Source organism: Lysobacter capsici, assembly GCF_014779555.2.
Taxonomy (GTDB): Bacteria; Pseudomonadota; Gammaproteobacteria; order Xanthomonadales; family Xanthomonadaceae; genus Lysobacter; species Lysobacter capsici.
Window position 1 is genome coordinate 2,078,193 of the sequence record NZ_CP094357.1, and the last position, 22,519, is coordinate 2,100,711.

17 protein-coding genes and 1 pseudogene are annotated in these 22,519 nt (G+C 67.1%); 8 read left to right on the forward strand and 10 right to left on the reverse strand.

Features of this window, described 5'->3' with window-relative positions:
* Positions 1-135: 135 nt before the first annotated feature.
* From IEQ11_RS08695 to IEQ11_RS08710, 4 genes are all read right to left on the reverse strand, one after another.
* Positions 136-1,428 carry an OprO/OprP family phosphate-selective porin gene (locus IEQ11_RS08695; RefSeq protein ID WP_191822820.1) on the reverse strand — a complete coding sequence of 431 codons (1,293 nt, stop codon included), beginning with the start codon at positions 1,426-1,428 and terminating at the stop codon, positions 136-138.
* A gap of 146 nt (positions 1,429-1,574) precedes the next feature.
* Entirely contained in the window at positions 1,575-2,207 is a 633-nt protein-coding gene (gene nth, locus IEQ11_RS08700) for an endonuclease III (protein ID WP_228464855.1), read from the reverse strand.
* A 307-nt stretch (positions 2,208-2,514) separates the two neighbouring features.
* On the reverse strand, positions 2,515-2,898 hold the full coding sequence (locus IEQ11_RS08705) for a hypothetical protein (RefSeq protein ID WP_425494680.1): 384 nt from the start codon (positions 2,896-2,898) through the stop codon (positions 2,515-2,517).
* A 74-nt stretch (positions 2,899-2,972) separates the two neighbouring features.
* Complete coding sequence (locus IEQ11_RS08710) at positions 2,973-3,755, reverse strand: enoyl-CoA hydratase/isomerase family protein (RefSeq protein ID WP_046656175.1); 783 nt, start codon at positions 3,753-3,755, stop codon at positions 2,973-2,975.
* 234 nt (positions 3,756-3,989) lie between these two features.
* On the opposite strand from IEQ11_RS08710, the gene IEQ11_RS08715 reads away from it, so the two are divergent.
* The 4 genes and pseudogenes from IEQ11_RS08715 (at position 3,990) to IEQ11_RS08730 (ending at position 8,298) form a co-directional block, all read left to right on the forward strand.
* Positions 3,990-4,676 (forward strand): FKBP-type peptidyl-prolyl cis-trans isomerase N-terminal domain-containing protein, encoded by a 687-nt coding sequence (locus IEQ11_RS08715; protein WP_046656177.1) that lies wholly within the window; start codon positions 3,990-3,992, stop codon positions 4,674-4,676.
* Between the two features lie 193 nt (positions 4,677-4,869).
* Positions 4,870-5,726 (forward strand): annotated as a pseudogene (locus IEQ11_RS08720) (NUDIX hydrolase).
* The gene (locus IEQ11_RS08725) at positions 5,723-6,574 is read left to right on the forward strand and encodes a sulfurtransferase (protein ID WP_191822822.1); all 852 of its coding nucleotides are present in this window, start codon (positions 5,723-5,725) and stop codon (positions 6,572-6,574) included. Before IEQ11_RS08720 ends, IEQ11_RS08725 begins: the two are co-directional and overlap by 4 nt.
* 377 nt (positions 6,575-6,951) lie before the next feature.
* Complete coding sequence (locus IEQ11_RS08730; RefSeq protein ID WP_191822823.1) at positions 6,952-8,298, forward strand: substrate-binding domain-containing protein; 1,347 nt, start codon at positions 6,952-6,954, stop codon at positions 8,296-8,298.
* 158 nt (positions 8,299-8,456) lie between these two features.
* Here the strand turns inward: IEQ11_RS08730 and IEQ11_RS08735 are convergent, their stop codons facing one another.
* Entirely contained in the window at positions 8,457-9,215 is a 759-nt protein-coding gene (locus IEQ11_RS08735) for an enoyl-CoA hydratase/isomerase family protein (protein ID WP_191822824.1), read from the reverse strand.
* A complete protein-coding gene (locus tag IEQ11_RS08740) occupies positions 9,212-10,774 on the reverse strand; it encodes a DUF4139 domain-containing protein (RefSeq protein WP_191822825.1) in 1,563 nt (520 codons plus the stop codon). The genes IEQ11_RS08735 and IEQ11_RS08740 overlap by 4 nt, the downstream gene beginning before the upstream one ends.
* Before the next feature lie 37 nt (positions 10,775-10,811).
* Here IEQ11_RS08740 and IEQ11_RS08745 point away from each other — a divergent pair, with 37 nt between their 5' ends.
* Positions 10,812-11,312, forward strand: coding sequence for a copper chaperone PCu(A)C (locus IEQ11_RS08745; protein ID WP_082723851.1), 501 nt, complete (start codon positions 10,812-10,814; stop codon positions 11,310-11,312).
* Positions 11,313-11,656: 344 nt separating this feature from the next.
* Here the strand turns inward: IEQ11_RS08745 and IEQ11_RS08750 are convergent, their stop codons facing one another.
* The 4 genes from IEQ11_RS08750 to IEQ11_RS08765 form a co-directional block, all read right to left on the reverse strand.
* Positions 11,657-12,049 carry an acyl-CoA thioesterase gene (locus IEQ11_RS08750; RefSeq protein WP_228464857.1) on the reverse strand — a complete coding sequence of 131 codons (393 nt, stop codon included), beginning with the start codon at positions 12,047-12,049 and terminating at the stop codon, positions 11,657-11,659.
* A 347-nt stretch (positions 12,050-12,396) separates the two neighbouring features.
* Positions 12,397-15,324 carry an excinuclease ABC subunit UvrA gene (gene uvrA, locus IEQ11_RS08755; protein WP_046656183.1) on the reverse strand — a complete coding sequence of 976 codons (2,928 nt, stop codon included), beginning with the start codon at positions 15,322-15,324 and terminating at the stop codon, positions 12,397-12,399.
* A gap of 414 nt (positions 15,325-15,738) precedes the next feature.
* Complete coding sequence (locus IEQ11_RS08760; protein WP_191822827.1) at positions 15,739-16,662, reverse strand: OmpA family protein; 924 nt, start codon at positions 16,660-16,662, stop codon at positions 15,739-15,741.
* Positions 16,663-17,171: 509 nt separating this feature from the next.
* Positions 17,172-19,250, reverse strand: coding sequence for a S8 family peptidase (locus tag IEQ11_RS08765; protein WP_191822828.1), 2,079 nt, complete (start codon positions 19,248-19,250; stop codon positions 17,172-17,174).
* Positions 19,251-20,567: 1,317 nt separating this feature from the next.
* Here IEQ11_RS08765 and rplU point away from each other — a divergent pair.
* The 3 genes from rplU to cgtA all read left to right on the forward strand — a co-directional run bounded on the left by rplU (position 20,568) and on the right by cgtA (position 22,416).
* On the forward strand, positions 20,568-20,888 hold the full coding sequence (gene rplU, locus IEQ11_RS08770; RefSeq protein ID WP_036113830.1) for a 50S ribosomal protein L21: 321 nt from the start codon (positions 20,568-20,570) through the stop codon (positions 20,886-20,888).
* 12 nt (positions 20,889-20,900) lie between these two features.
* On the forward strand, positions 20,901-21,161 hold the full coding sequence (gene rpmA, locus IEQ11_RS08775; RefSeq protein WP_036113826.1) for a 50S ribosomal protein L27: 261 nt from the start codon (positions 20,901-20,903) through the stop codon (positions 21,159-21,161).
* Positions 21,162-21,348: 187 nt separating this feature from the next.
* Positions 21,349-22,416, forward strand: coding sequence for an Obg family GTPase CgtA (cgtA, locus tag IEQ11_RS08780; RefSeq protein WP_036113824.1), 1,068 nt, complete (start codon positions 21,349-21,351; stop codon positions 22,414-22,416).
* The last annotated feature ends 103 nt before the right edge of the window (positions 22,417-22,519 follow it).

A 22,519-nucleotide genomic window follows, 5' to 3' on the forward strand; every position in this document is an offset into this window, starting at 1 on the left:
GCGCGATCGGCGGCGGACGGGCCCGGCGATCGCCGCGATCGGAAAAATAAGGGCGCGGCACCGGCCGCGCCCTTGAACGATCGGTGCCGATCGAGGGGGAGAGATGTACGGTTTGATGCGGTATGGCGGTGCGGCTTACCAGTAGAACTGGAAGCGGGCCGACAGGATGTTCGGGCTGTCGTCGACGACGCGGTTGAAGGTGCGGTTGTTGTAGACCGGGTTCTGCGAGTAGGTCGCGCTGGTCTTGCCGATGTAGCGCGAGCTGTCGACGACCGAGTAGTCGAGCATGAACTTGAAGTTCGAGCGCCAGTACCAGTTCACGCCGACGGTCCAGGCGTCCATCTCGCCGCCGAGCACGCCGTCGACGATCGGAGCGGCGGTCGGGGTCGCGCCCGGACGCAGGCCGCCGTCGTTCAGATCGATCTTGTCGTAGCGCACGGCGAGCTGCCACATGCCGCTGGAGGGCTCATCGGGCAGCGGGGTGGTCGGCACGCCGGCCTTGTAGCCCCAGGTCTCGCCGGTGATGTTCCACACGCCGCTGACGTAGAAGCTGTCGGTGGTGTAGTCCTGGCCGGTCAGGGTGGCGGTCTTGTAGCGGCCGATCTTGCTCTGCATGTACTCGGCCTGCAGCTTGAACGGGCCGTGCACGTACATCGCTTCGGCGCCGATGATGGCCTGGCGATCGAGGTTGGTCAGGGTGCCGCTGTCGACCAGGCGGCCGCCGGCCAGGTCGGCCTGCGGACGGGTGCGGATGCGCAGGCTGTCCTTGGTCACGCCGGTGTTGCCTTCCAGCTCCGCTTCCAGGTTCACGTACGACAGACCCAGGTGCAGGATGTTGCCCTTCTCGTTGATCGGGGCGAAGGTGCCGCGCAGGCCGTAGCCGTCGCCGCGCTTGAGGTTGCGGGTCAGCTCGTCGCCGAAGTAGCTGGCGGTGATGCTCCAGTTGTTGCTGCCGTAGCTGTAGGCGGCGCCGACGCGGCGGGCGATGCCGAAGGTGTTGGTCACCATCGCCTTGGAGATGAAGTCGTTGTTCTTGGTCGAGGACAGCTCTTCCAGGCTGTTGGGCTGCTTGAACTGACCGAACTGAACGTAGTGGTTGGCGTCGCCGCCGAGCTTGTACTTGAGGTTGACGTCGAGGAACTTGTCGGCCTTGGCGTCGTAGCCGGCGACCCATTCGAAGTTGCCCGGGCCCTTGCCCTTGAGCACCAGTTCGGCGCGGCGCAATTCGTTGTCGGAATCCTTGCCGTCGGGCAGGTCGCCGTTGAGGTTCAGCACGTCGCTGTTGAAGTCGTTGTAGTCGCCCTGGAGCAGACCTTCGAAGGTGACTTCCGAGTCGCCGATGACGTCGAGTGCGATTTCAGCATGCGCGGCGGGCGCCGACAGAGCGGCGAACAACGCGACGGCAAGGGTGGTGCGGGAGAGTTTCATTGGTCTAGCCCTGAGGCGTGGAGAGATGCCGCGCAGGCTAGGGTGTGAAAGTTGCGTAAATGTGACAGAACTGACTTATTTCGCGGGCATGACGTTGCGATGACGCTCGCGCAACCGCGGCGTGTCGGTTCGAAACGCTTTGAAAATCAAGCCGCTACGGGCTCGGGATCGCCTGGCGTCTTGTCCTGGAAGCGACAAAGATCACGGATGACACAATGCGGGCAATCGGGTTTTCGTGCCTTGCAAACGTAACGTCCGTGCAGAATCAGCCAGTGATGCGCGTCCTGCAGGTAGCGTTGCGGGACGACTTTGAGCAGTCCTTGTTCGACCGCGACCACATCTTTGCCGGGCGCCAGGCCGGTCCGGTTGGACACCCGGAAGATGTGCGTGTCGACCGCGATGGTGGGTTCGCCGAACGCGGTGTTGAGCACGACGTTGGCGGTCTTGCGGCCGACCCCGGGCAGCGCTTCGAGCGCGGCGCGATCGCGCGGCACTTCGCCGCCGTGCAGGTCGATGAGTTGTTGCGACAGCGCGACCACGTTCGCGGCCTTGGTGTTGAACAGGCCGATCGTGGCGATGTAGGGCTTGAGGCCGTCGACGCCGAGCGCGGCGATCTGCCGCGGCGTATTGGCGATCGGAAACAACTTGCGCGTGGCCTTGTTGACGCCGACATCGGTGGCCTGCGCCGACAGCGCGACCGCGACCAGCAGTTCGTACGGCGTGCTGTATTCGAGTTCGGTGGTCGGATGCGGGTTGAGCGATTGCAGGCGCGCGAACATTTCCTCGATTTCGGGCGGGCTCAGGCGCGCGCTGCGTTTTTCGGCTTTGGCGGTGGTCTTGGCCGCTGGCTTGCTTGCAGGTTTGCCGGTCTTAGCGTTGCCGCGGCCAGGCGCCGGCTTTTTCAAAGCTGATTTCTTGGCCGCGGATTTGCCTGCGCCGGGCTTGCCCGCCGCCTTGGATGCAGCGTCAGCCGCCGCCGCGGATTTTTTCGCCGCGACGTTCTTGCTGGCCGTGCGTGCGGTGGCGGAAGCGGGCTTGGCTGGCGACTTGGCTGGCGGGGTCTTGGGCATGCGTTCGATGAGGGGATCAGGTCGGTCCGCGTTGCGCGGCTTTGGCCTTGGCGCGCGCGAGCGCGGCCGCGGCCGCGGAGGGCAGGGCCGGACGCGGCGGCGTTGGCGCGTCGTCGGCCGCATTAATAAGGTTGCTGGCGGGTGCGGTGCTCGCGGACGCGACCGCCGCCGGCGCGCCCGCGCGTTGCGCGGCGCGTTCGTCGGCGCGGCGTCGCAGGCGCGCATCGCGCGCGCGATAGCGTTCGCGCGCGGCCAAGGCGCGCAGGCGTTGCTCGCGCGCGTCGCGCGTGGCCTGCCTGCAGTGCGCGCTGCACTGCGGGCAGATCGGCGCGTGCTCGTCCTGCAACAGGCCGAGCGTGATCGCGCGATCCAGATCGTCCACCGCCAGCGCCAATGCGATCGCATGCGCCGCCGCGCCGCTCGGGTCGGCGCAGCCGCAGGCACAGATCGGATCGGCGCTGCTCACGACGCGACTCAGGTGCCGTTGAAGGCCGGCTTGCGCCGTTCCAGGAACGCGGTGGTGCCTTCGCGCATGTCGTCGGTCGAGAACATCAGGCCGAACTGCGCGGTTTCGTATTCGAGCCCTTCCTCGATCCCGCATTCGCCGCCGACCGCGACGCAGTCGAGCACGCCGCGCAGCGCCAGCGGCGCCGAAGCGGCGAACTGCTCGGCCAACTTATAGGTCTCGGCTTCCAGCTCGGCCGCGGGCACCACGCGATTGACGATGCCCAGTTCCTTGGCGCGCGCGGCATCGATCGGCGTACCGACCAGGCATAGCTCCAAAGTCGCGGCGCGGCCGGCCAGGCGCAGCAGGCGCTGGGTGCCGCCGAAGCCGGGAATCAGCCCGAGGTTGATCTCCGGCTGACCGATCTTGGCGCTGTCCGCGGCGATGCGCAGGTGGCAGCCCATCGCCAGTTCCAGGCCACCGCCCAGGGCGAAACCGTTGATCATGCCGATCACCGGCTTGGGCATTTTCTCGATCCGGCGCATCAGTTTCTGCCCGCGCAGGGAGAAATCGCGGCCCTGGACCGGGCTGAGGGTGTTCATTTCCGAGATGTCGGCGCCGGCCACGAAAGCCTTCGGGCCGGCCCCGGTGAGGATCACCGCGCGCACCGACGGGTCGTTGGCGGCGGCTTCGAACGCCGCCAGCAAGGCGTCCAGGGTCGCGGCATTTAGCGCGTTCAGCTTGTCCGGACGGTTGACGGTGATCTGGCGCACGGCGCCGCGATCGGCGACGAGTAGGGGCGATTCGGTCATGTGATGGCCGTAGGATGTCTGGGAAAGGGGATGTGATCGCCGTGGAACTCCAGGCCTGGGGCGCGGTCAGATCCGGGGGCGTCAGTGGCGGTTAAGCGCTGCCGCCGGTATCCTAACCCGTCCTGTTGCGGCCTTACGACCGAACAGGGCTTTACCTATCGGGGCTTTGGAAACTGCCCCCAGCTGATCGGAACGGCTTCGCGCCTTCCGTGCCACCACCGGAGATTCCACCGAATGAAGTTGCGTTTGATTGCTGCCGCCGTCGCAGCCCTGGCACTGACCGCCGGCAACGCCGTCGCGCAGGACACTTCGTCCGAGAAGGGCAAGCTGAGCTACGCGCTCGGTTACGACCTCGGCCGCAACGCCGTGGAGAGCGGCGAACAAGTCGATGTGAACACGATCGTCAAGGGCCTGCAGGACGGCTATGCGAAGAAGCAGCCGTCGGTGCCGGTCGACCAGCTGCGCACCGCGGTGCAGAACATGCAGAAGCGCCAGCAGGACAAGGCCAAGGCCGAGTGGGACAAGGCCGCCGCCGAGAACAAGACCAAGAGCGACACCTTCATCAACGCCAACAAGGCCAAGGCCGGCGTGAAGGTGCTGCCGAGCGGCGTGCAGTACCGCGTGATCGACGCGGGCAGCGGCGCCAAGCCGACCCAGGCCAGCACCGTCGCGCTTGAAGTCGCGGGCCCGTTCCCGTTCGGCGAGCGTCCGGCGCAGGCGCGTCCGGCCAATGCGATTCCGTCGATCAAGGTCAGCGAGATCGAAATGGCGGCGATGCGCGAAGTGCTGCTGCAGATGCCGACCGGCGCGAAGTGGGAAGTGACCCTGCCGTCGGCGCAGGCCTACGGCGCCGATCCGCGTACCCCGTATCCGCCGAACGTGGCGGTGCAGTTCGAAATCAAGCTGGTCAGCGTCAAGTAAGACCGGCGCGAACGAAAGTGTGATGCGCTTGCGCCGGCTTGTCCGGCGCAAGTCGTTTCTGGGATCTGTCGGCGCGCGGACGGTCAGCCGCTCGCGCGCCGCGCCGATATTCCGATCTGCTTGCCGGCCTGCCGGTAAGGCTTTATCCCGCCATGACGCCAGGCACAATGGCGGCATGGCCTCGGTGGACGATATGACGACTTTTCGCGCGGTGCTGAGCCCGTGCATCGGCATTTGCCAACTCGGCGACGACGGCCTGTGCGAGGGCTGCCTGCGCACCACCGCGGAAATCGCGCGCTGGTCGCAGATGAACGACGACGAGCGCCTGCGCCTGATGGAGGATGTGTTGCCGCTGCGCGAGTCGAGGGTTCGATGAGCGACGCCGCATCCGGTGCCGGCTTCGGCGGAGCTTTTTTTGACAAGAATTTCCTCGACGGCGATTCGCGCGCGCGCACCCGCCTGATCGCCGCGCTGCATCCGCTCGACGCCGCGCCCGAAAGCGACGGCTGGAATCTCGACGATCTGACCGACCTGCTGCCGGCCGACGCGCTACGCGCGCAAGCCGCGGTGCTGGTCGGCCTGGTGCCGCGCAGCGACGGCGTGCAGGTGCTGCTGACCCGCCGCACCGACGGCCTGCGCCAGCACGGCGGCCAGGTCAGCTTTCCCGGCGGCCGCATCGAGCCCGACGACGAGGACGCGGTCGCCGCGGCCTTGCGCGAGACCGAGGAAGAGATCGGCGTGCCGGCGGCGTTGATCGCGCCGCTGGGTTTTCTCGATCCGCTGGTGACCATCACCGGGTTCCGGGTGCTGCCGCTGGTCGCGGTGATCGATGCGGACTATGTCGCGAGGCCCGATCCCAACGAGGTGGCGCAGGTGTTCGAAGTGCCGCTCGATTTCCTGCTCGATCCGGCCAACCTGACCACCCGTACCCTTGATTACAAGGGCCGCGCACGGCATGTATTGGAGTACCGCTATCCGACCCAGCGCATCTGGGGCGCGACGGCTTCGATGCTGTTGAATCTGCGACAACGACTGGAGGCGACGCGATGAGCGACTGGACCACGCTGGTATCGGCCGAGGATCTGGCCGCCGCGCTGGGCAACGACGACCTGATCGTCGTCGACACGCGCACCTCGCTGACCGATCGCGCCGCGAGCGAGCAGGCTTATCGCCAGGCGCATATCCCCGGCGCGCGTTACGCCGATCTGGATCGCGACCTGTCCGATCACCGCAAGACCACCGGCGGCCGCCATCCGTGGCCGGACGCGGCCGATTTCACCGCCACCCTGGGCCGCTGGGGCATCACCCCTCAGCACCAGGTCGTCGTCTACGACAGCGCCGACGGTGCCCTGGCCGCCTCGCGGCTGTGGTTCCTGCTACGTGTGCTCGGTCATCGCCGCGTGGCCGTGCTCGACGGCGGCTGGCAGCGTTGGAGCGCGCTCGGTCTGCCGAGCGATGCCGAGATTCCCATGCCGCAACCGACGCAGTACGAAGCCAGTTTCGATGCGCGCCGCCTGCTCGACGCGCAGGACGTGCGCGGCCTGCTCGATTCGGGCGGGTTGTTGATCGATGCGCGCGCGGGCGAGCGCTTTCGCGGCGAAGTCGAGCCGCTGGACCGCGTCGCCGGCCACGTGCCCGGCGCGCGCAACCGCGCCTACGCGCTCAATCTCGCCGACGGCCGCTTCAAGTCGCCGGAGCTGCTGGCGGCGGAATTCGCGCCCTTGTTCGACGGCCGCGAACCGTCGCAGGTCGCGGCGATGTGCGGGTCGGGCGTCACCGCCTGCCACCATCTGCTGGCGATGTCGCATGCCGGCTTCGATGGCGCGGCGTTGTACACCGGGTCGTGGAGCGGATGGATCGAGGATCCGCGGCGGCCGATTGCGACCGGCGACGATTGAGCGGGCTTGGTAACGCACCGCGATCCGATCGAAAACAATCTTCCAGACCCATCGTTGCGACGAACGCTCCCTGTAGGAGCGGCGCAAGCCGCGACCGCCATGCGGCCGTTCGCGTCGTCGTTGATCGAGGGGTAATTGCCGCGACTGCGCGATAGCGATTTGCGCCGTGATTGCGGGTTCGCGGTCGCGGCTTGCGCCGCTCCTACAGCGTGGAGTCGGACATGCGTCGGGTTCGAGTTGCGAGCTTGGCCATCGCTCATGCGATTTGCGCAATGTGCTAATTCCATTGCGTTACTGAAGTGACGCGCATCGCGTAATGGCGCCGTCACAGGCCGCACCCATCCTTGCGCGAAATTCGCACAGGGGGAGTGCGCACCATGTTGCGTGCCGTGGTTTTGCCGTTGTTGTTGCTTGCGTCGCTGTCGTCCCTGTTCGCCGCGCCCGCCCGGGCCCAGGATGCCGAACGCGTACGCATCCATGGTTCCAACACGCTCGCGCATGCGCTCGTGCCCGCCGTGGCCGAAGCCTGGCTGCGCGATATCGGCTACACCGGCATCCGCGGCTCGCATCCGCGCGCGACATTGACCGAAATCCACGCCAGCCGCGATGGTCTGCCCTTGGTGGTGGAGATCGACGCCAGCGATTCGGCGCAGGGTTTCGCCGATCTGGTCGAGGGCGAAGCGCAGATCGCGATGATGACGCGGCGACCCAGCGCGGCCGAACTCGATGCGGGCTGGCAACTCGGCGATCTGGGGTCGCAGGATCAGGAGTTCGTGGTCGCGCTCGACGGCGTCGCGGTGGTGGTCAATCGCCGCAACCCGCTGCTGCGCCTGGATCTGGAGCAACTGCGCAAGCTGTTTTCCGGGCAGTCGCGCGACTGGAGCGAGCTCGGCGGCGCGGCCGGCGAAGTGCGCGTGCATCTGGACCCGAACGCAGGTGCGGTGCGCGACCTGATGAACGAGCGGGTGATGCGCGGCGCGGCGTTCGCCGAAGCGCAACTGCACGCCAGCGCGCGCGAACTGGTCGCCGCGGTCGCGGCCGATCCGCTGGCGATCGGTCTGATCCCGATCGGCGAGCATTACGGCGACGGCACCCGGCCGCTGGCGATCGCCGACGGCGGCCGCGCGATCGTGCCGACCCGCACCGAGGTGCTTGGCGAGGACTATCCGCTGAGCCGGCGTCTGTATCTGTACGGCGGCCAGATGATGGGCGCGCTGAGCCGCAGCTTCGCGCTGTACGCGATGACCCGCGCCGGCCAGCGCGCGGTCGCGCGCAGCGGCCATGTCGCGGTGACCCTGGTGCCGGGCCGCGCGCGCGCGGCGACCGCCGGGCCGGTCGAGTACCGGCAGCTGGTCGAAGGCGCGGTGCGCCTGCCGCTGAGCCTGCGTTTCAACTTCAACGGCGCAGGCGAAGCCGGCGTCGCCGCGAGCGTCTACGACAGCCGCGCGGTGCGCGATCTCGACCGCCTGCGCGCGTTCATGCAGTTGCGGCCCAATCGCGGCCGCCGTCTGCTGGTGATCGGTTTCGCCGACGCCAGCGCGGGTTCGAGCATGGCCGCGATGATGATGAGCAACGACCGCGCCGACCTGGTCGCGCAGGAACTGATGTCGCGCGGGCTGAAAGTACAACAGGCGCGCGGCATGGGCACGGCGCTGCCGCTGACTTCGAGCCGAAATGCGGGAGCGCGTTACCGCAATGAACGCGTCGAGGTGTGGTTGTTGTGATGCGGGCTGTGCCGACGTGTCGGGTTCGTCGTTCCTGAAACTACGCGGTCGCGGCTCGCGCCGCTCCTACAGGGAGCTTATGTAGGAGCGGCGCGAGCCGCGACCGTGAATCAACAACGACGACGCAAGTCGCTAATCCGAGCGACGGTATCGGCGGCTTACTTCCCGAGCTTGGCCACCAAGGCTTTCAACGCTCCCTGGGTATCAGGCGAATACCACGCATCGATGAAACGATCGAGTTCGATGTGCTCCGGACGCAACGCTTCGACCAGATCCGCGCGCGCCAGCAAGCGCGTCTGCAGCATCGCGCTGCGCGGCAGGGTCAGCAGTTGCGCCAGCCAGGCGCGCGCGCGTTCGCTGACCGCGTCGATTTCGACCAGTTCGTCGACCAGGCCGATCCGCAGCGCGATGTCGGCGTCGACCATCTCGCCGGCGATCAACAGGCGCTCGGCGCGGTAATGGCCGATCACTCGGCGCATCAGGCGCTGGATGCCTTCGGGCGCGACCAGGCCGACCTGGGTTTCGTTGAGGCCGATGCGGTAATTGCCCGCGGCCATGACCCGGTAATCGCAGCACAGGGTCAGCACGCAGCCGCCGGCCGGGGCGTGGCCGGCGATCGCCGCGACCACCGGCACCGGCGAGGACGCCAACGCGCGCGCCAGACCGAAGAACGACTGCCACGCCAGCAGCAGATGATCGCGTTGCTCGCCGAGCGACAGCAGGTAGGGCACGTCGAGGCCGGCCGAGAATACCTTCGGCCCGCCGCTGAGCACGATGCCGTGCGCGCCGTGATGGATCGCGCTTTCCAGCGCCTCGCGCGCGGCGTTGCACAGCTTGGGATCGAGCGCGTTGACCGGCGCGCGCGCCAGCTTGATTTCGACGATGTCGCCGTGGTGTTGGGTTTCTACGCAATTCATGGTTTGACGTCCTGGGGCCAGCGATAACGCACGGTGTAGGTCAGCTTGGTTTCGCCGTCGGCCGGCACCGCCACGTCGAACTCGGCATGGCGCGCGTCCTTCTTCTTCGACGGCAGACTGGACGACACGATCTCCCAATCGGCCCAGCGCGGCAAGGGCTCGGTGACTCGAACCGTGGCCGGATGCTTCTTCGCATTCTTGAGCGTGATCGCGAACGATTCGGTGATGGTGCGTCCGGTACGGTCCAGCTTGAACGCGGTCGCCTCGCGCTTGCCGCTCAGGTCGAACACTTTGCCGAGTTCGAGCTTGATCGGGGCGTTGGCCGGGGTGTGGCCGAGCGCCGACTCGCCGAGGAAATCGCCGCCGTCGAACACCCGCACGCGCCCGGCCGGCAATGGCAAGCCCAGCCCGGAGGCCTTGTCGTTGGTGAACTCGACCTTGGACATCACCGGCAGTTCGCCGGTCGGGCCGTGGTATTCGCGGTCGATCAGCGGCCTGGGCGGCTGCCAGTCGTTGTCGGCGCTGGCGAAGGAATAAATGCGTTCGCAGGCGACCGCGCCGTTGCGCGGAAACAGCGCGATGCGCTCGGTGCTGCCGTCGGCCAGGGTGACCGTCTGCGGCAGATCATAGGCGTGGTATTCGCCGGCGGCGCGTTCGACCGGCATCGGCGGCGGCGCGGCCGCGATTCCGGCGTAGCTGTCGGACTGGACCCTCGCGGCGGTCAGCTGAATTTGATCGAGACCGGCGTTGCCGCTGCGGTTAGGCTCGCCCGCGACCAGACTCAGACGCGCGCCGTTGAACGCGCCGCCGGAGCGATTGGCGATCAGCGCGGCGCCGTCGAGCGCGAGCTTGCAGCCGCCGCCCGGCGCCAGCGTGGCGAGGTATTCCGCGCGCCAGGCCATGCCGCCCATCGGGTACGACAGCAGGAATTCGGCGTCGCCGGCCTGGTCGGCGTTGACTGTCCATTGCAGCGAGGACTGGCGCGGCAACAGGTTGTCGTTGTCGATCAGGCTGAAGCTGTCGTAGCTGCGGATCACCTTGATCCGGCCGTCGTCGAGGGCGAGGGTGAGGCCGTTGTTGGCCGAGATCAGCACGCCGCTGTCGGTCTGCTTGGCGCCGCCGGCGGTGTGTTCGACCGAGACCTTGCGCCCGATCGCGACCACGATGACGTTCTGCGCGCCCGCGACCGCGGAGACGTAACGCTGGCCGATCACGCTCACGCCGCTGCCTTGCGGTTGCAGCAGCGCCGCTTCGATGTCCATCGCTGGCGGCAGCGATTGTTCCGACACGTCGTTGCGGCCGTTCTTGAGCTTGAAGCGCAGCGGCCGTTCGACCAGCGCATAACCGGGCATGCCGACGCTGGCGCCCTGGGTGTTGGCCAGGGCTTCGTAGCCGCCGCTGTAGACGGTGAGCTTGGTGCTGGCGCCGTTGGCGGCGCTGCCGGACTTGTCGGATGGCGCATCGGCGCCCGCGGATTTGGCGCTGCCGGTGCCCGAAGGCGCGGCGGAGCAGGCGGCCAATGCGCAGGCCAGGGCGAGCAGGCTCAGTGACTGTTTCATCGTCAACTCCGTGAAGGCTCGGGGGTATGATAAGGCGATGAACGTATCCGCCATCCGAATGGGGTTGACGCTCGCCGCCGCGCTGGGCGCGGCGTGCGCATTTCACGCATCGGCGAAGGACCGGCCCGCGCCGCCGGCCGCGACCGCCACGAGCGCGTGCATCGCCAAGGGCCAGATCGCGGTGCGCGATGCGTGGGTGCGATTGCCGCCGATGCAGATGCCGATGATGGCCGGCTTCGGCCGGATCGAGAACCGCTGCGCGGCGCCGGTGGTGATCGTCGCGGCCAAGAGCGCGGCATTCGCCGACGTGTCGTTGCACGAGACCCGTATCGTCGACGGCGTCAGCAAGATGCGCGCGTTGCCGGAACTGCGCATCGCGCCCGACGGCGCGGCGGTGCTGAAGCCCGGCGGCATGCATCTGATGCTGATGCAGCCGCATGCGCCGCTCAAGCAGGGCAGCCGGGTGGCGATCGAGTTCGAACTCAAGGGTGGCGGTTCGCTGCTGGGCGAGTTCGAGGTGCGCAAGGCCGCGCCGTGATCGTGGCGTTTCGATGAAGGCGACCTTGAGGTAAGCCGCGGCGGATATCGCGTTGGCTCCCTGTAGGAGCGGCGTGAGCCGCGACCGCGCAATTTCGTTTATGACGCGGGCCGCGATGTCCTGCATGCAAATGATGCGTACGACGTATTCGCGGTTTCTCGCGGTCGCGGCTTACGCCGCTCCTACATGGGGACGGCGTGCGAGCGTGCGGTAGGCGACATTCGCATCCGCGACGCCGCGCTTGCGTCGTCAGCGTAGTTTCGCGGTCGCGGCTCGCGCCGCTCCTACAGGGGCTGCGTGTAAGAGCGCCGACGCGTCAGGCGATGCGCGTCGGTTGTTGACGTTCAGCCGGCCGAACAGGCCGAGCGCACCGGTTCGGGCAGGGCCGCCGGCTGGCCGGTTTCGCGATGAATCCACACCAGCACCACGTTGCCGTCGCAGTACAGCGCGCCGGGATCGTTCGCGCCGACGATGCGATGGCCGATGCTCAGGCTGGTGGTGCCGAGGCGTTCGACGAACAGTTCGATGTCGAGTTCGTTCGGCCATTCGATCGGGCGGCGATAGTTCAGATGCGCGGCGGCGACCACCGGCGCGACATGATCGTCCATGCCGTGGCCGGGCAGGGTCACCATCCAGCGCAGGCGCGCTTCCTCGAGGTAACTGAGGAACTTGGAATTGTTGACGTGGTTGAACGCGTCGAGATCGCGCCAGCGTACCGATAGCGGCACGCGGATCAAGGCGGGGTTCGGCGCCGGTTCGGGTGTTGCCGGCGCTTGCGGCGCGGTGGCGTTTTGGCTGCCGGCCGGGCCGTGGTCCTGCGTCGCGATGGTCTGCTGCTTCACTGCGCCGGATTTCGCGAGTGCATGCTGCGAAGCGGACGGCTTCGAACCACGGCCTTTCGAAGCAGCAGGTTTCGAATCGGCTGGCTTTGAGTCGGCATGTGTGGCCGATGCGGCCGACGCATCATTGGCGCCAGTCGCGGCGCCTGCGGCCTTGCGCGAACGCGGCTTGCGCTTGCGCGACGCCGGCGTGGCCTCGCCGGCAGTGGTTTCCACTGCCGGCGTCTTCTTCTTGCTGCGATCGGTCATGCGGCGGATTTCTTCTTGGCGCGCGCGGCCGGCGCGGCGGCCTTGGCGGCGGGTTTCTTCTTCGCCGGCTCGGCGTCGGTCTTGGCTTTCTTCGGCGTGCCGAGCAGCGGCGCGAGGAAGTGGCCGGTGTGTGAGTGCGGCAGCGCGGCGATCTCTTCCGGCGTGCCGGTGGCGAGGATGGTGCCGCCGCGATGGCCGCCCTCCGGACCCAGGTCGATGACCCAGTCGGCGGTCTTGATCACGTCGAGGTTGTGTTCGATCACCACCACGGTGTTGCCGTCGTCGCGCAGGCGATGCAGCACGGCGAGCAGGTGTTCGATGTCGTGGAAGTGCAGGCCGGTGGTCGGCTCGTCGAGGATGTACAGCGTGCGCCCGGTGTCGCGGCGCGAGAGTTCCTTCGACAGCTTCACGCGCTGCGCTTCGCCGCCCGACAAGGTGGTCGCGCTCTGGCCCAGCTTGATATAGCTCAGGCCCACGTCCATCAGCGTTTCGAGCTTGCGCGCGATGGTCGGCACCACTTCGAACAGGTTCAGCGCCGCCTCGACCGTCATTTCGAGCACGTCGTTGATGTTGTAGCCCTTGTACAACACCTCCAGCGTCTCGCGGTTGTAGCGCTTGCCGTGGCAGACGTCGCAGGGCACGTACACGTCCGGCAGGAAGTGCATCTCGACCTTGATCAGGCCGTCGCCCTGGCAGGCTTCGCAACGCCCGCCGCGCACGTTGAAGCTGAAGCGGCCCGGCGAATAGCCGCGCGCGCGCGCTTCGGGCACCTGCGCGAACAACTCGCGCAGCGGCGTGAACAGGCCGGTGTAGGTGGCCGGGTTCGAACGCGGCGTGCGGCCGATCGGCGACTGGTCGATGTCGACGACCTTGTCGAACAGTTCGATGTTCTCCACCGACTTGTACGGCGCCGGCGTCTGCGAGGCGCCGTTCAATTCGTTGGCCGCGATCACGTACAAGGTGTCGTTGATCAGGGTCGACTTGCCCGAACCCGACACGCCGGTGACGCAGGTCAACAACCCGGCGGGAATGGCGAGATCGACATTCTTGAGGTTGTTGCCGGTCGCGCCGCGCAGGTGCAGGGTGGTCTTCGGATTCGGCTTGTGCCGGGTCTTCGGGATTTCGATCTTGCGCTTGCCGCTGAGGTACTGGCCGGTCAGCGAACGCGGCGCCTTGAGGATGTCGGCGAACTGGCCCTGGGCGACGATTTCGCCGCCGTGCACGCCGGCGCCGGGGCCGATGTCGACGATGTAGTCGGCCAGGCGCATTGCGTCTTCGTCATGCTCGACCACGATCACCGTATTGCCCAGATCGCGCAGACGCGTGAGCGTGCCGAGCAGACGTTCGTTGTCGCGCTGGTGCAGGCCGATCGACGGCTCATCGAGCACGTACATGACGCCGACCAGGCCCGCGCCGATCTGGCTGGCCAGACGGATGCGCTGCGCTTCGCCGCCCGACAGCGAGTCGGCCTTGCGTTCCAGAGTGAGGTAATCCAGGCCGACGTCGACCAGGAAGCGCAGGCGATCGACGATTTCCTTGACGATCTTGACCGCGATCTCGCCGCGCCAGCCCGGCATTTCCAGGGTCTTGAAGAAGTTCAGCGCTTCGTCGACCGGCAGCACCACCAGTTCCGGCAGCGGACGCTCGGCCACGAACACGTTGCGCGCGGCGCGGTTCAAACGCGCGCCGCCGCAATCGGGGCAGGGGCGCTGGCTGATGAACTTGGCCAGTTCCTCGCGCACCGCGGCCGATTCGGTCTCGCGGTAACGCCGTTCCAGGTTCGGCACGATGCCTTCGAAGCGATGCTTGCGCTGGCTGCGGCCGCCGCTTTCGGTGATGTAGTTGAAGCTGATCTGCTCGTCGCCGCTGCCGTACAGCACGGCCTTCTGCTGCGCCGCGGTCAATGCCTGCCACGGGGTGTCGACGTTGAACTTGTAGTGCTTGGCCAGCGACTGGATCAGCTGGAAGTAATACGCGTTGCGCCGGTCCCAGCCGCGCACCGCGCCGGCCGAGAGCGACAGCTCCGGATGCACGACCACGCGCGCGGGATCGAAGAACTCGGCCACGCCCAGGCCGTCGCAGGTCGGGCAGGCGCCGACCGGCGAGTTGAACGAGAACAATCGCGGTTCGAGCTCGGGCAGCGAGTAGTCGCAGACCGGGCAGCTGTACTTGGACGAGAACAGCAGCGGCGCGGTCTCGGCGTTGTCCAGCGACTGCACCTGGGCCATGCCGTCGCCGAGCTTGAGCGCGGTCTCGAACGATTCGGCCATGCGCTGCTTGATGTCTTCGCGCGGGCGGAAGCGGTCGACCACCGCCTCGATGGTGTGCTTGACCCGCAGCGCCAGCGGCGGCACCGCGTCGATCTCGTACAGCTCGCCGTCCACGCGCACGCGCACGAAGCCCTGCGCGCGCAGTTGTTCGAACACTTGCGCGTGCTCGCCCTTGCGTTCGCGGATCACCGGCGCGAGCAGCATGTAGCGCTGTTCGGGATCGAGGGTCATCACCTGGTCGACCATCTGGCTGACGGTCTGCGCTTCCAGCGGGTAGTGATGGTCCGGGCAGCGCGGCGAGCCCACCCGCGCGTACAGCAGGCGCAGGTAGTCGTAGACCTCGGTGATGGTGCCGACGGTCGAACGCGGGTTGTGCGAGGTGGATTTCTGCTCGATCGAAATCGCCGGCGACAGGCCTTCGATGTGATCGACCTCGGGCTTCTCCATCACCGACAGGAACTGGCGGGCGTAGGCCGAGAGCGACTCGACGTAACGACGCTGGCCCTCGGCGTAGATGGTGTCGAAGGCGAGCGAGGATTTGCCCGACCCGGACAGGCCGGTGATCACGATCAGCTTGTCGCGCGGCAGATCGAGATCGATGTTCTTGAGGTTGTGCGTCCGCGCGCCGCGGATGCGGATGTAGTCCAGCGCCATCGGGTGCCTGCAAGGGGGGAGTAGAGCCGCCGGCGCGAAACGCGACGGCGAACAGGGGAGCGTATCGAGTGGGGAAGGTGGGGGCAAATCCCGGAAACGAAAGCGCCCGCGGCGGGCATGAGGGATGTCATCCCAGGCCCGTGGCGCTTGGGGTTCAGGCGATCGCGGGGATTGCGGCCGGGCCGGGGCTCGAGGCCATCGCCCGCTTCGGCAAAGCCGAGTGCGCGAACCCGCTGTGGGGCCACGGCGCATCGGGGTGCGACAGGCCTCGCCGATGTAGCGAGAGGCGACGCGGGCGACGCGATTGTGGCCAGAGCGACTGTGGGTGGGCCTTCAGCGTCGGCGCTGAAGCCCCACCCACATCGAAAGAAGCACAACTTGTTCAGGTTCGGACGCGTTACCGCGCCCGGATGCTCATTTGACCGTGTTGAACTGCAGTGGCGTGGTCGCCGCGCCGCTCGCGGCCTTGGTGTCGAGCGCGCCCGGATTGACCCCGGCGACGATCAGCTGGACCTTGACCGCTTCGGCGCGCTGGCGCGACAGGGTTTCGTTGTCGCTGGGCTGGCCGGCGCCGCCGCCGGGACCGACGATCTCGTAGCGCGCGTCGGCCGGGCCGGCCTGGATCGCCTTGGCCGCGCGGCTGAGGATGTCGAGGCTGGCCGGGGCGATGCGGGCGCCGCCGTCGTCGAAGCGCAGATTGATCTGATTGAGCGCCTTGACGATCTCGGCCGGACCGGCCTTGCCCGGCTCCAGCGCCGCCAGCGCCTGCGCGGCGGCATCGGTGGACGCCGCCGCGCCGCCGACGCCTTCGAACAGGCCGCCGTATTGGTAACCCGGGAACAGGGTCTTGGCTTTTTCCAGCAGGATCGCGCGGTCGGCGTCGGAGGCCTGGCCGCTGAGTTCGATCTTCTCGCCTTCGAAACTCACCGCCGCGCCGGACATGCTCAGCGCGGCGGCGAACTGCGGCAGCTTGTCCAGCCACGGCGCCGGCTTGGCGGCCTTGTCGACGTTGAGGTTGCCGCTGATCTGGCCGCTGTAGGCCTGGGCCAGGGCGATGCTCAGCGCCTTGCGGTTGGCCTCGCTGTCGAGGGTGCCGTCGTAGCGGATCGCGCCGTTGTTGTTGACCAGGCTGAGCCTGGCGTCGAAGCGCGCGACCGGCGCCGGCGTGGCGGTGGCGGCGGGATTGGCGGCCGCGGCATCGGGCGATGCGGCGTCGCGCTTGCAGGCGCTCAGGCCGGCGCTGAGCGCCACAGCGAGGGCCAGCGAGGGCAGGCCGATGCGGCGGCCGAAGGCGAGGGCGGGCGGGTTGGCGCGGGCGGCGGGCGGGATGGTGCGCATGGATTCTCCGCTGGGTGGGAACCGGGGTCGTGAGTGTGCGGCGCTGGTCGAGATCGGGCAAAGCGTGTTGGAGCAGGCGATGGATCGAGGCCAGGCGACGGATTGCGGGGCATCGCGATGCGTCGGTGGCTAATGGAGTGCGGTTGTCCGGTGGAGTTCCCGGTTGGGATGGTTGCGGTGGTTGTCGATGCGTCGCTCAAGCTCTTGAGCATGCTGCGACAAGATCGTGATCCCACCAGAACGTCATTCCCGCGAACGCGGGAATCCAGTGACTTTGAACGTCGCTGCAAGAAAGCTGAAAACTTCCCCGCGTCGCTGTAACGACTTCGTCAGGCATCAGTCGCGATTGAACCTTGCGCCAAAGTCACTGGATTCCCGCGTTCGCGGGAATGACGAGCAAAAAAGCGCCAAGCGAAAATCGTAAGTCGTAGTCGTAAGTCGCATCGTCGAGTCCCACAAAAACGAAGGGCCCGGCAACCGGGCCCCTCGTGGTTACGCGAACGCTGCGATCAGCGGCTGGAGTTGTACGTGATCGAAACCGGATCAGCACATTCCTGCGTACCGTTGTTGCACAGCTTGTAGCTCATGGTGCCGCTGCCGATGATGCGGAAGGTATCGGTGTTGGCGCCGGTGTTGCGCACGGTCTTGAGGATCGCGCCGTTGCGGTAGATGTCGATGTTCTTCTTGCCCTTCTCCCACGACAGGTTCACCGAGGTGCGGTGATTCGGCAGCGCGCTGGCCTTGGCTTCGACGCGACGCGGATAGTTGGCGTCGACGAAGCTCGGGTACAGCGACATGCCGGCGGAAGCGCGGTAGCCCTTGACCTGGACGTACCACACGCCGCCCTGCGGGGCCGGGAAGAAGCAGGTCTCGTTGTTGGACGAGGTGAACGGACGGCAGTCGTAGGACGTGCTGGTCGGCTCGGCGCCGTACTTGACGTAGATGTCCGAATCGCCGGTGCCGCCGTACAGCGCGAACAGCAGGTTGGACGCGCCGTTCGGAACCAGCAGCTGGTACTTGATCACGCCGTTGGCGGCGACTTCGATGTTGGTGACGGTGACGCCGTTCTCCAGCTCGATCGCCGGCTCGGGTTCCGGCGCCTGCGGATCCGGCGGCAGCGCTTCGGTGCCCTTGGCCACGGCGACGGCATAACGCGCGTCGACGATGCCCGAGCCGCACCAGTTGCTGAAGCTGCAACCGCCCGGCTGGCCGCCGACATGCGCGGTGTTGACCAGGATCTTTTCGATCTGGGCCGGCGTCAGCGGGCTCGGCGCGGCGGACTGCATCAGCGCGGCGACCGCGGCCACGTGCGGCGCCGCCATCGAGGTGCCGGCCATCCACGCATAGCCTTCGCCTTCCTGGCCCTGCAGGCCCAGGTTGAGGGTCGACAGGATGTTGTCGGCCGCCGGCGTCACGCCCGAACCGCCGGGCGCGGCCACGTCGACCTTGTCGCCGAAGTTGGAGTAATCGGCCAGCGTGCCGGTCGGGCCCACCGCGGACACCGCGATCACGCCGTCGCAGTTCGCCGGCGAGAAGCCGGACACGTCGGCGCTGGAGTTGCCGGCGGCGATGACCACGGTGGTGCCGCGGTCGCGCGCGCCGGTGAAGGCGAGCTGTTCGGCCGCGCTGCACGCGCCGCTGCCGCCGAGGCTGAGGTTGATGACCTCGGCCGGGGTCGCGTTGGCCGGCACGCCGGTGACGGTGCCGCCCGAGGCCCAGGTCACCGCGTCGATGATGTCGGACTCGTAACCGCCGCACTTGCCGAGCACGCGCACCGGCTGGACCTTGGCGCCGAACGCGACGCCGGCCACGCCCTTGGCGTTGTTGGCGACCGCGGCGATGGTGCCGGCCACGTGGGTGCCGTGCCAGCTGCTGTCCTCGGGAATGCCGAAGATGTTGCATTCGCCGTCGTGCCAGTCGCCCGGATCGTTCGGATCCGCATCGCGGCCGTCGCCGTCGACGCTGACGTCCGTATCGACGATGAAGTCGTAGCCCGCGACGATGTTGGCGTCGAGGTCGCTGTGCGGGGTGATGCCGGTGTCGAGCACGGCGACCACGATGCCGTCGCCGTTGGCGATGTCCCAGGCCGGTTCGACGTTGAGGCCGCCCGGGCCGTTCTTGTAGTGCCACTGCTGGGCGTAGCCGGGATCGTTGGGAACCAGCAGCGGCTTGTAGAAGCGGTCGGTGCTGACTTCGACGATGCTCGGGTCGAGCTTCATCAGCTCGATCGCCAGCTCTTTCTGGGCGGCCTTGTCGAGCGCGGTGTCGGTCTTGATCAGGCTCGAGCCGGTGGCCAGCGTGCGCAGCGGCAGAATGCCGACGCCGAGGGTGGTCGCCGCCTTGGCGTACTGCTGATTGAGCGCGGCCGGAGCCGGCTTGGCCGCGGCGCCGGGCGCGCGGGTGATGATGAAGCGGTTGCTCTTCTCGGCCGCGGCCGCCTTCACCGCCTTGGGCGAGGTCGTGGCGTTGGCGGTGTGTACTTTCGAGAACGTCTGCAATTTGCTGCCCGAATAGGCCACCGGCGCGACGACTACGGCCGTCGCGAGGGCCAGTGCGGTCCATTTCAATGAACGTGCTTTGCGAGTCATGACAAACATCCTTGATCCTTCGTTGCGCATGATCCCCTTCGCATCCCCTGTTTAGCGTCGGGCCTTAGGTCCGCGACGGCTGTGTCGTCGTGCCGTCGCGGGACTTCCTTGCGCAGTCCGCCGCGTGCGTATCGCGACGCGCTCGAACTGCAGGGTGCTGTGACAGACGCGCGCCGCCGTCGCCGCGCGCGAAGCGCTGCACGGACGAGAAGAGGAGTGCGGCTGATGCGCGAGGGCGAACCCTGTGCGCCGAAAACCGATGTGAACTGACGACTGCGAACCACATGCACGGAGCCCCCGGATACAACGCGACCGCTGCATCGTTGCGCGTATGCGTCGCACGCGTTGCGCTTCGATGTCGCCGTTCCTTGTCGCGCGACCCCCTGCAAGTCGCTCACAACCGAAGCTAAATGAGCGCACCCATCGCATGCAAGTGTCATCAAAGCTGTGATAACGACATGAATGCGACTGAGCGCACAAACACGCGCGATGCGCATCGATGGTGAGGGTAGGGTGGCGGGCGCCAAGGCCCGCGAATACAGGGATTTTCAGTCCTTATCGCGATCGCCGAAAGCGGCGCGGTTATTTTCGCTTCGAATCGAGTTTCTTCCGGAACTGTGAACTGAGTCGATCTATATTTCGCCGCGCCACGCGCGATTTGTATGAACTGCCGCACGATTCTTCGCCGCGCATGCGACGCGGCGCGACTTCGCGCCGATGGCGGTTCGATCGTTTTCGTGCGTTTTCGCTGTTGCAGGTTCGCAACATCGGCGGTGAACCGCGTGTTCGCGATGGGGTTGCGCGAATGCGCGCGGATATTTGCGTTCGCGCAAATCGTTTTGATCCGCGGCGTATTGGCGTATTCAAGCCGCGTAGCGCCGAGATTGTTTGATGGCTGTTGTCTCGTCGGGTCTGGCGAGTCGACGAGTCGCCAGGCATGCGGAAGATCGGCGAAGAATCCGGTGGTGCGATGCCGTCCAGCGCGGGACTCGGGCTAGCCCCTGTAGGAGCGGCGCGAGCCGCGACCGCGACCTCACGGGGGCGACGTCGGCGTGGGTTCGCGGTCGCGGCTCGCGCCGCTCCTACAGGGGGCACGGGACGGCGCGGCAGGCCAAGATTCGCCTAAATTATTAATTTTTATGGAAAAATGACCTGTTGGCGCCGGATTCGACCGGGATGCTTCACCGCCCCGGGGTCTCCAAGCCGGTCCGGTCAGGGGCCATAGTTGCCGTAACCCGCTGAATCCCCTAAAATTCCGCTTCTGTCCGCCCGGTTCGGGTGCGGCAGGACCAAAAATAACTACAGAGGAATCTGGTCATGTACGCAGTACTGGTCACCGGCGGTAAGCAATACCGCGTGATGCAAGGCGAGACGCTCCGCGTCGAGCTGCTCGATGTCGAAGCCGGCAGCGAAATCAAGTTTGACACCGTCCTGATGCTCGGCGACGGCGAAGGCGTGAAGCTCGGCGACGCGCTCAAGGGCGCCAGCGTCACCGCCAAGGTCGTCGGCCACGGCCGCGCTGACAAGGTGCGCATCGTCAAGTTCCGCCGCCGCAAGCACCACCGCAAGCAGATGGGTCACCGTCAGCACTACACCGAAATCGAAATCACCGGCATCGCCGGTGGTGACAACAAGTAAGGAGCAGCAGCCATGGCACATAAAAAGGGCGTAGGTTCCACCCGCAACGGCCGCGACTCCAACCCGAAGTACCTGGGCGTGAAGATCTACGGCGGCCAGTCGATCGAGGCCGGCAACATCATCGTGCGTCAGCGCGGCACCCAGTTCCATCCGGGCGCCGGCGTCGGCCTCGGCCGCGACCACACCCTGTTCGCGCTGGTCGACGGCAAGGTCGAGTTCTCGACCAAGGGCCTGAAGAAGCGTCGCACCGTCAGCGTCGTCGTCGCCGAGTAATCGCGCCGCCACGCTGTACGAGGAGCCCCGCTTCGGCGGGGCTTTTCGTTTGGGGCCGGGATTCGGGATTGGTGATTCGGGATTCGCAACAGCGAAAACCCGATTCGCCACTCCCGCTACAATCCTCGGTGGCCCCGTTTTTCAGCTTTTGCCAATCCCAAATCCCGAATCCCAAATCCCGGCTCTTATGAAACTCGTAGACGAAGCAGAAATCAAAGTGATCGCCGGCAATGGCGGCAACGGCTGCATCGGCTTCCGTCGCGAGAAGTTCATTCCGCTCGGCGGGCCGGACGGCGGCGATGGCGGCGCGGGCGGCAGCGTATGGCTGGTCGCCGACGAAAACGTCAATACCCTGGTCGACTTCCGCCATCAGAAGCAGTTCCGCGCCCAGCGCGGCGAGAACGGCATGGGCCGGCAGGCCTACGGCAAGGGCGGCGAGGACATGGTCATCGTGGTGCCGGTCGGGACCGTGGTGACCAACGTCGAGACCGACGAAGTCATCGGCGACCTGGTCGCGCACGGCGACCGCCTGCTGGTCGCGCACGGCGGCAAGGGCGGCCTGGGCAACATGCATTTCAAGAGCTCGGTCAACCGCACCCCGCGCAAGGCCCTGCCGGGTCTGCCGGGCGAGGAGCGCGAGCTCAAGCTGGAACTCAAGCTGCTGGCCGACGTCGGCCTGCTCGGGTTCCCGAACGCCGGCAAGAGCACCCTGATCCGCGCGGTCTCGGCGGCGACGCCGAAGGTCGCGGACTATCCGTTCACGACGCTGTATCCGAACCTCGGCGTGGTCAGCGTGGAAGCGCACCGCAGCTTCGTGATCGCCGACATCCCGGGCCTGATCGAGGGCGCCGCCGACGGCGCAGGCCTGGGCGCGCAGTTCCTGCGCCATCTGCAGCGCACCCGTCTGTTGCTGCACTTGGTCGATATCGCGCCGATGGAAGGCGGGGTCGACGGGGTGAGCCCGGCCGAGCAGGTGCGCGCGATCGAGCGCGAGCTGCTCAAGCACGATCCCGAGCTGCTGGCCAAGCCGCGCTGGCTGGTGCTCAACAAGGCCGACCTGCTGCTGGAAGAAGAGCAGCAGGCCGCCGCGCAGGCGATCATCGACGAACTGGGCTGGAAGGACCGCTGGTACCTGGTGTCGGCTATCGGCCGCGACGGCACCTTTCCGATCATGCAGGACGTGATGGCCTTCTTCGACCGTCAGCGCGCCGAGGCGCTGGAAGCCGCGCATGCCGCCGGCGACCATGTGCCCTGAGCCGCGGGCTCGCCGGTCTTCGAATGCAATCCCCGGGCGCCGCGCGATGCGGCGCGGCCGGCGTTTGCGCGCCAGTTCGCATGCCAACGCGCGCGCCTGTTTG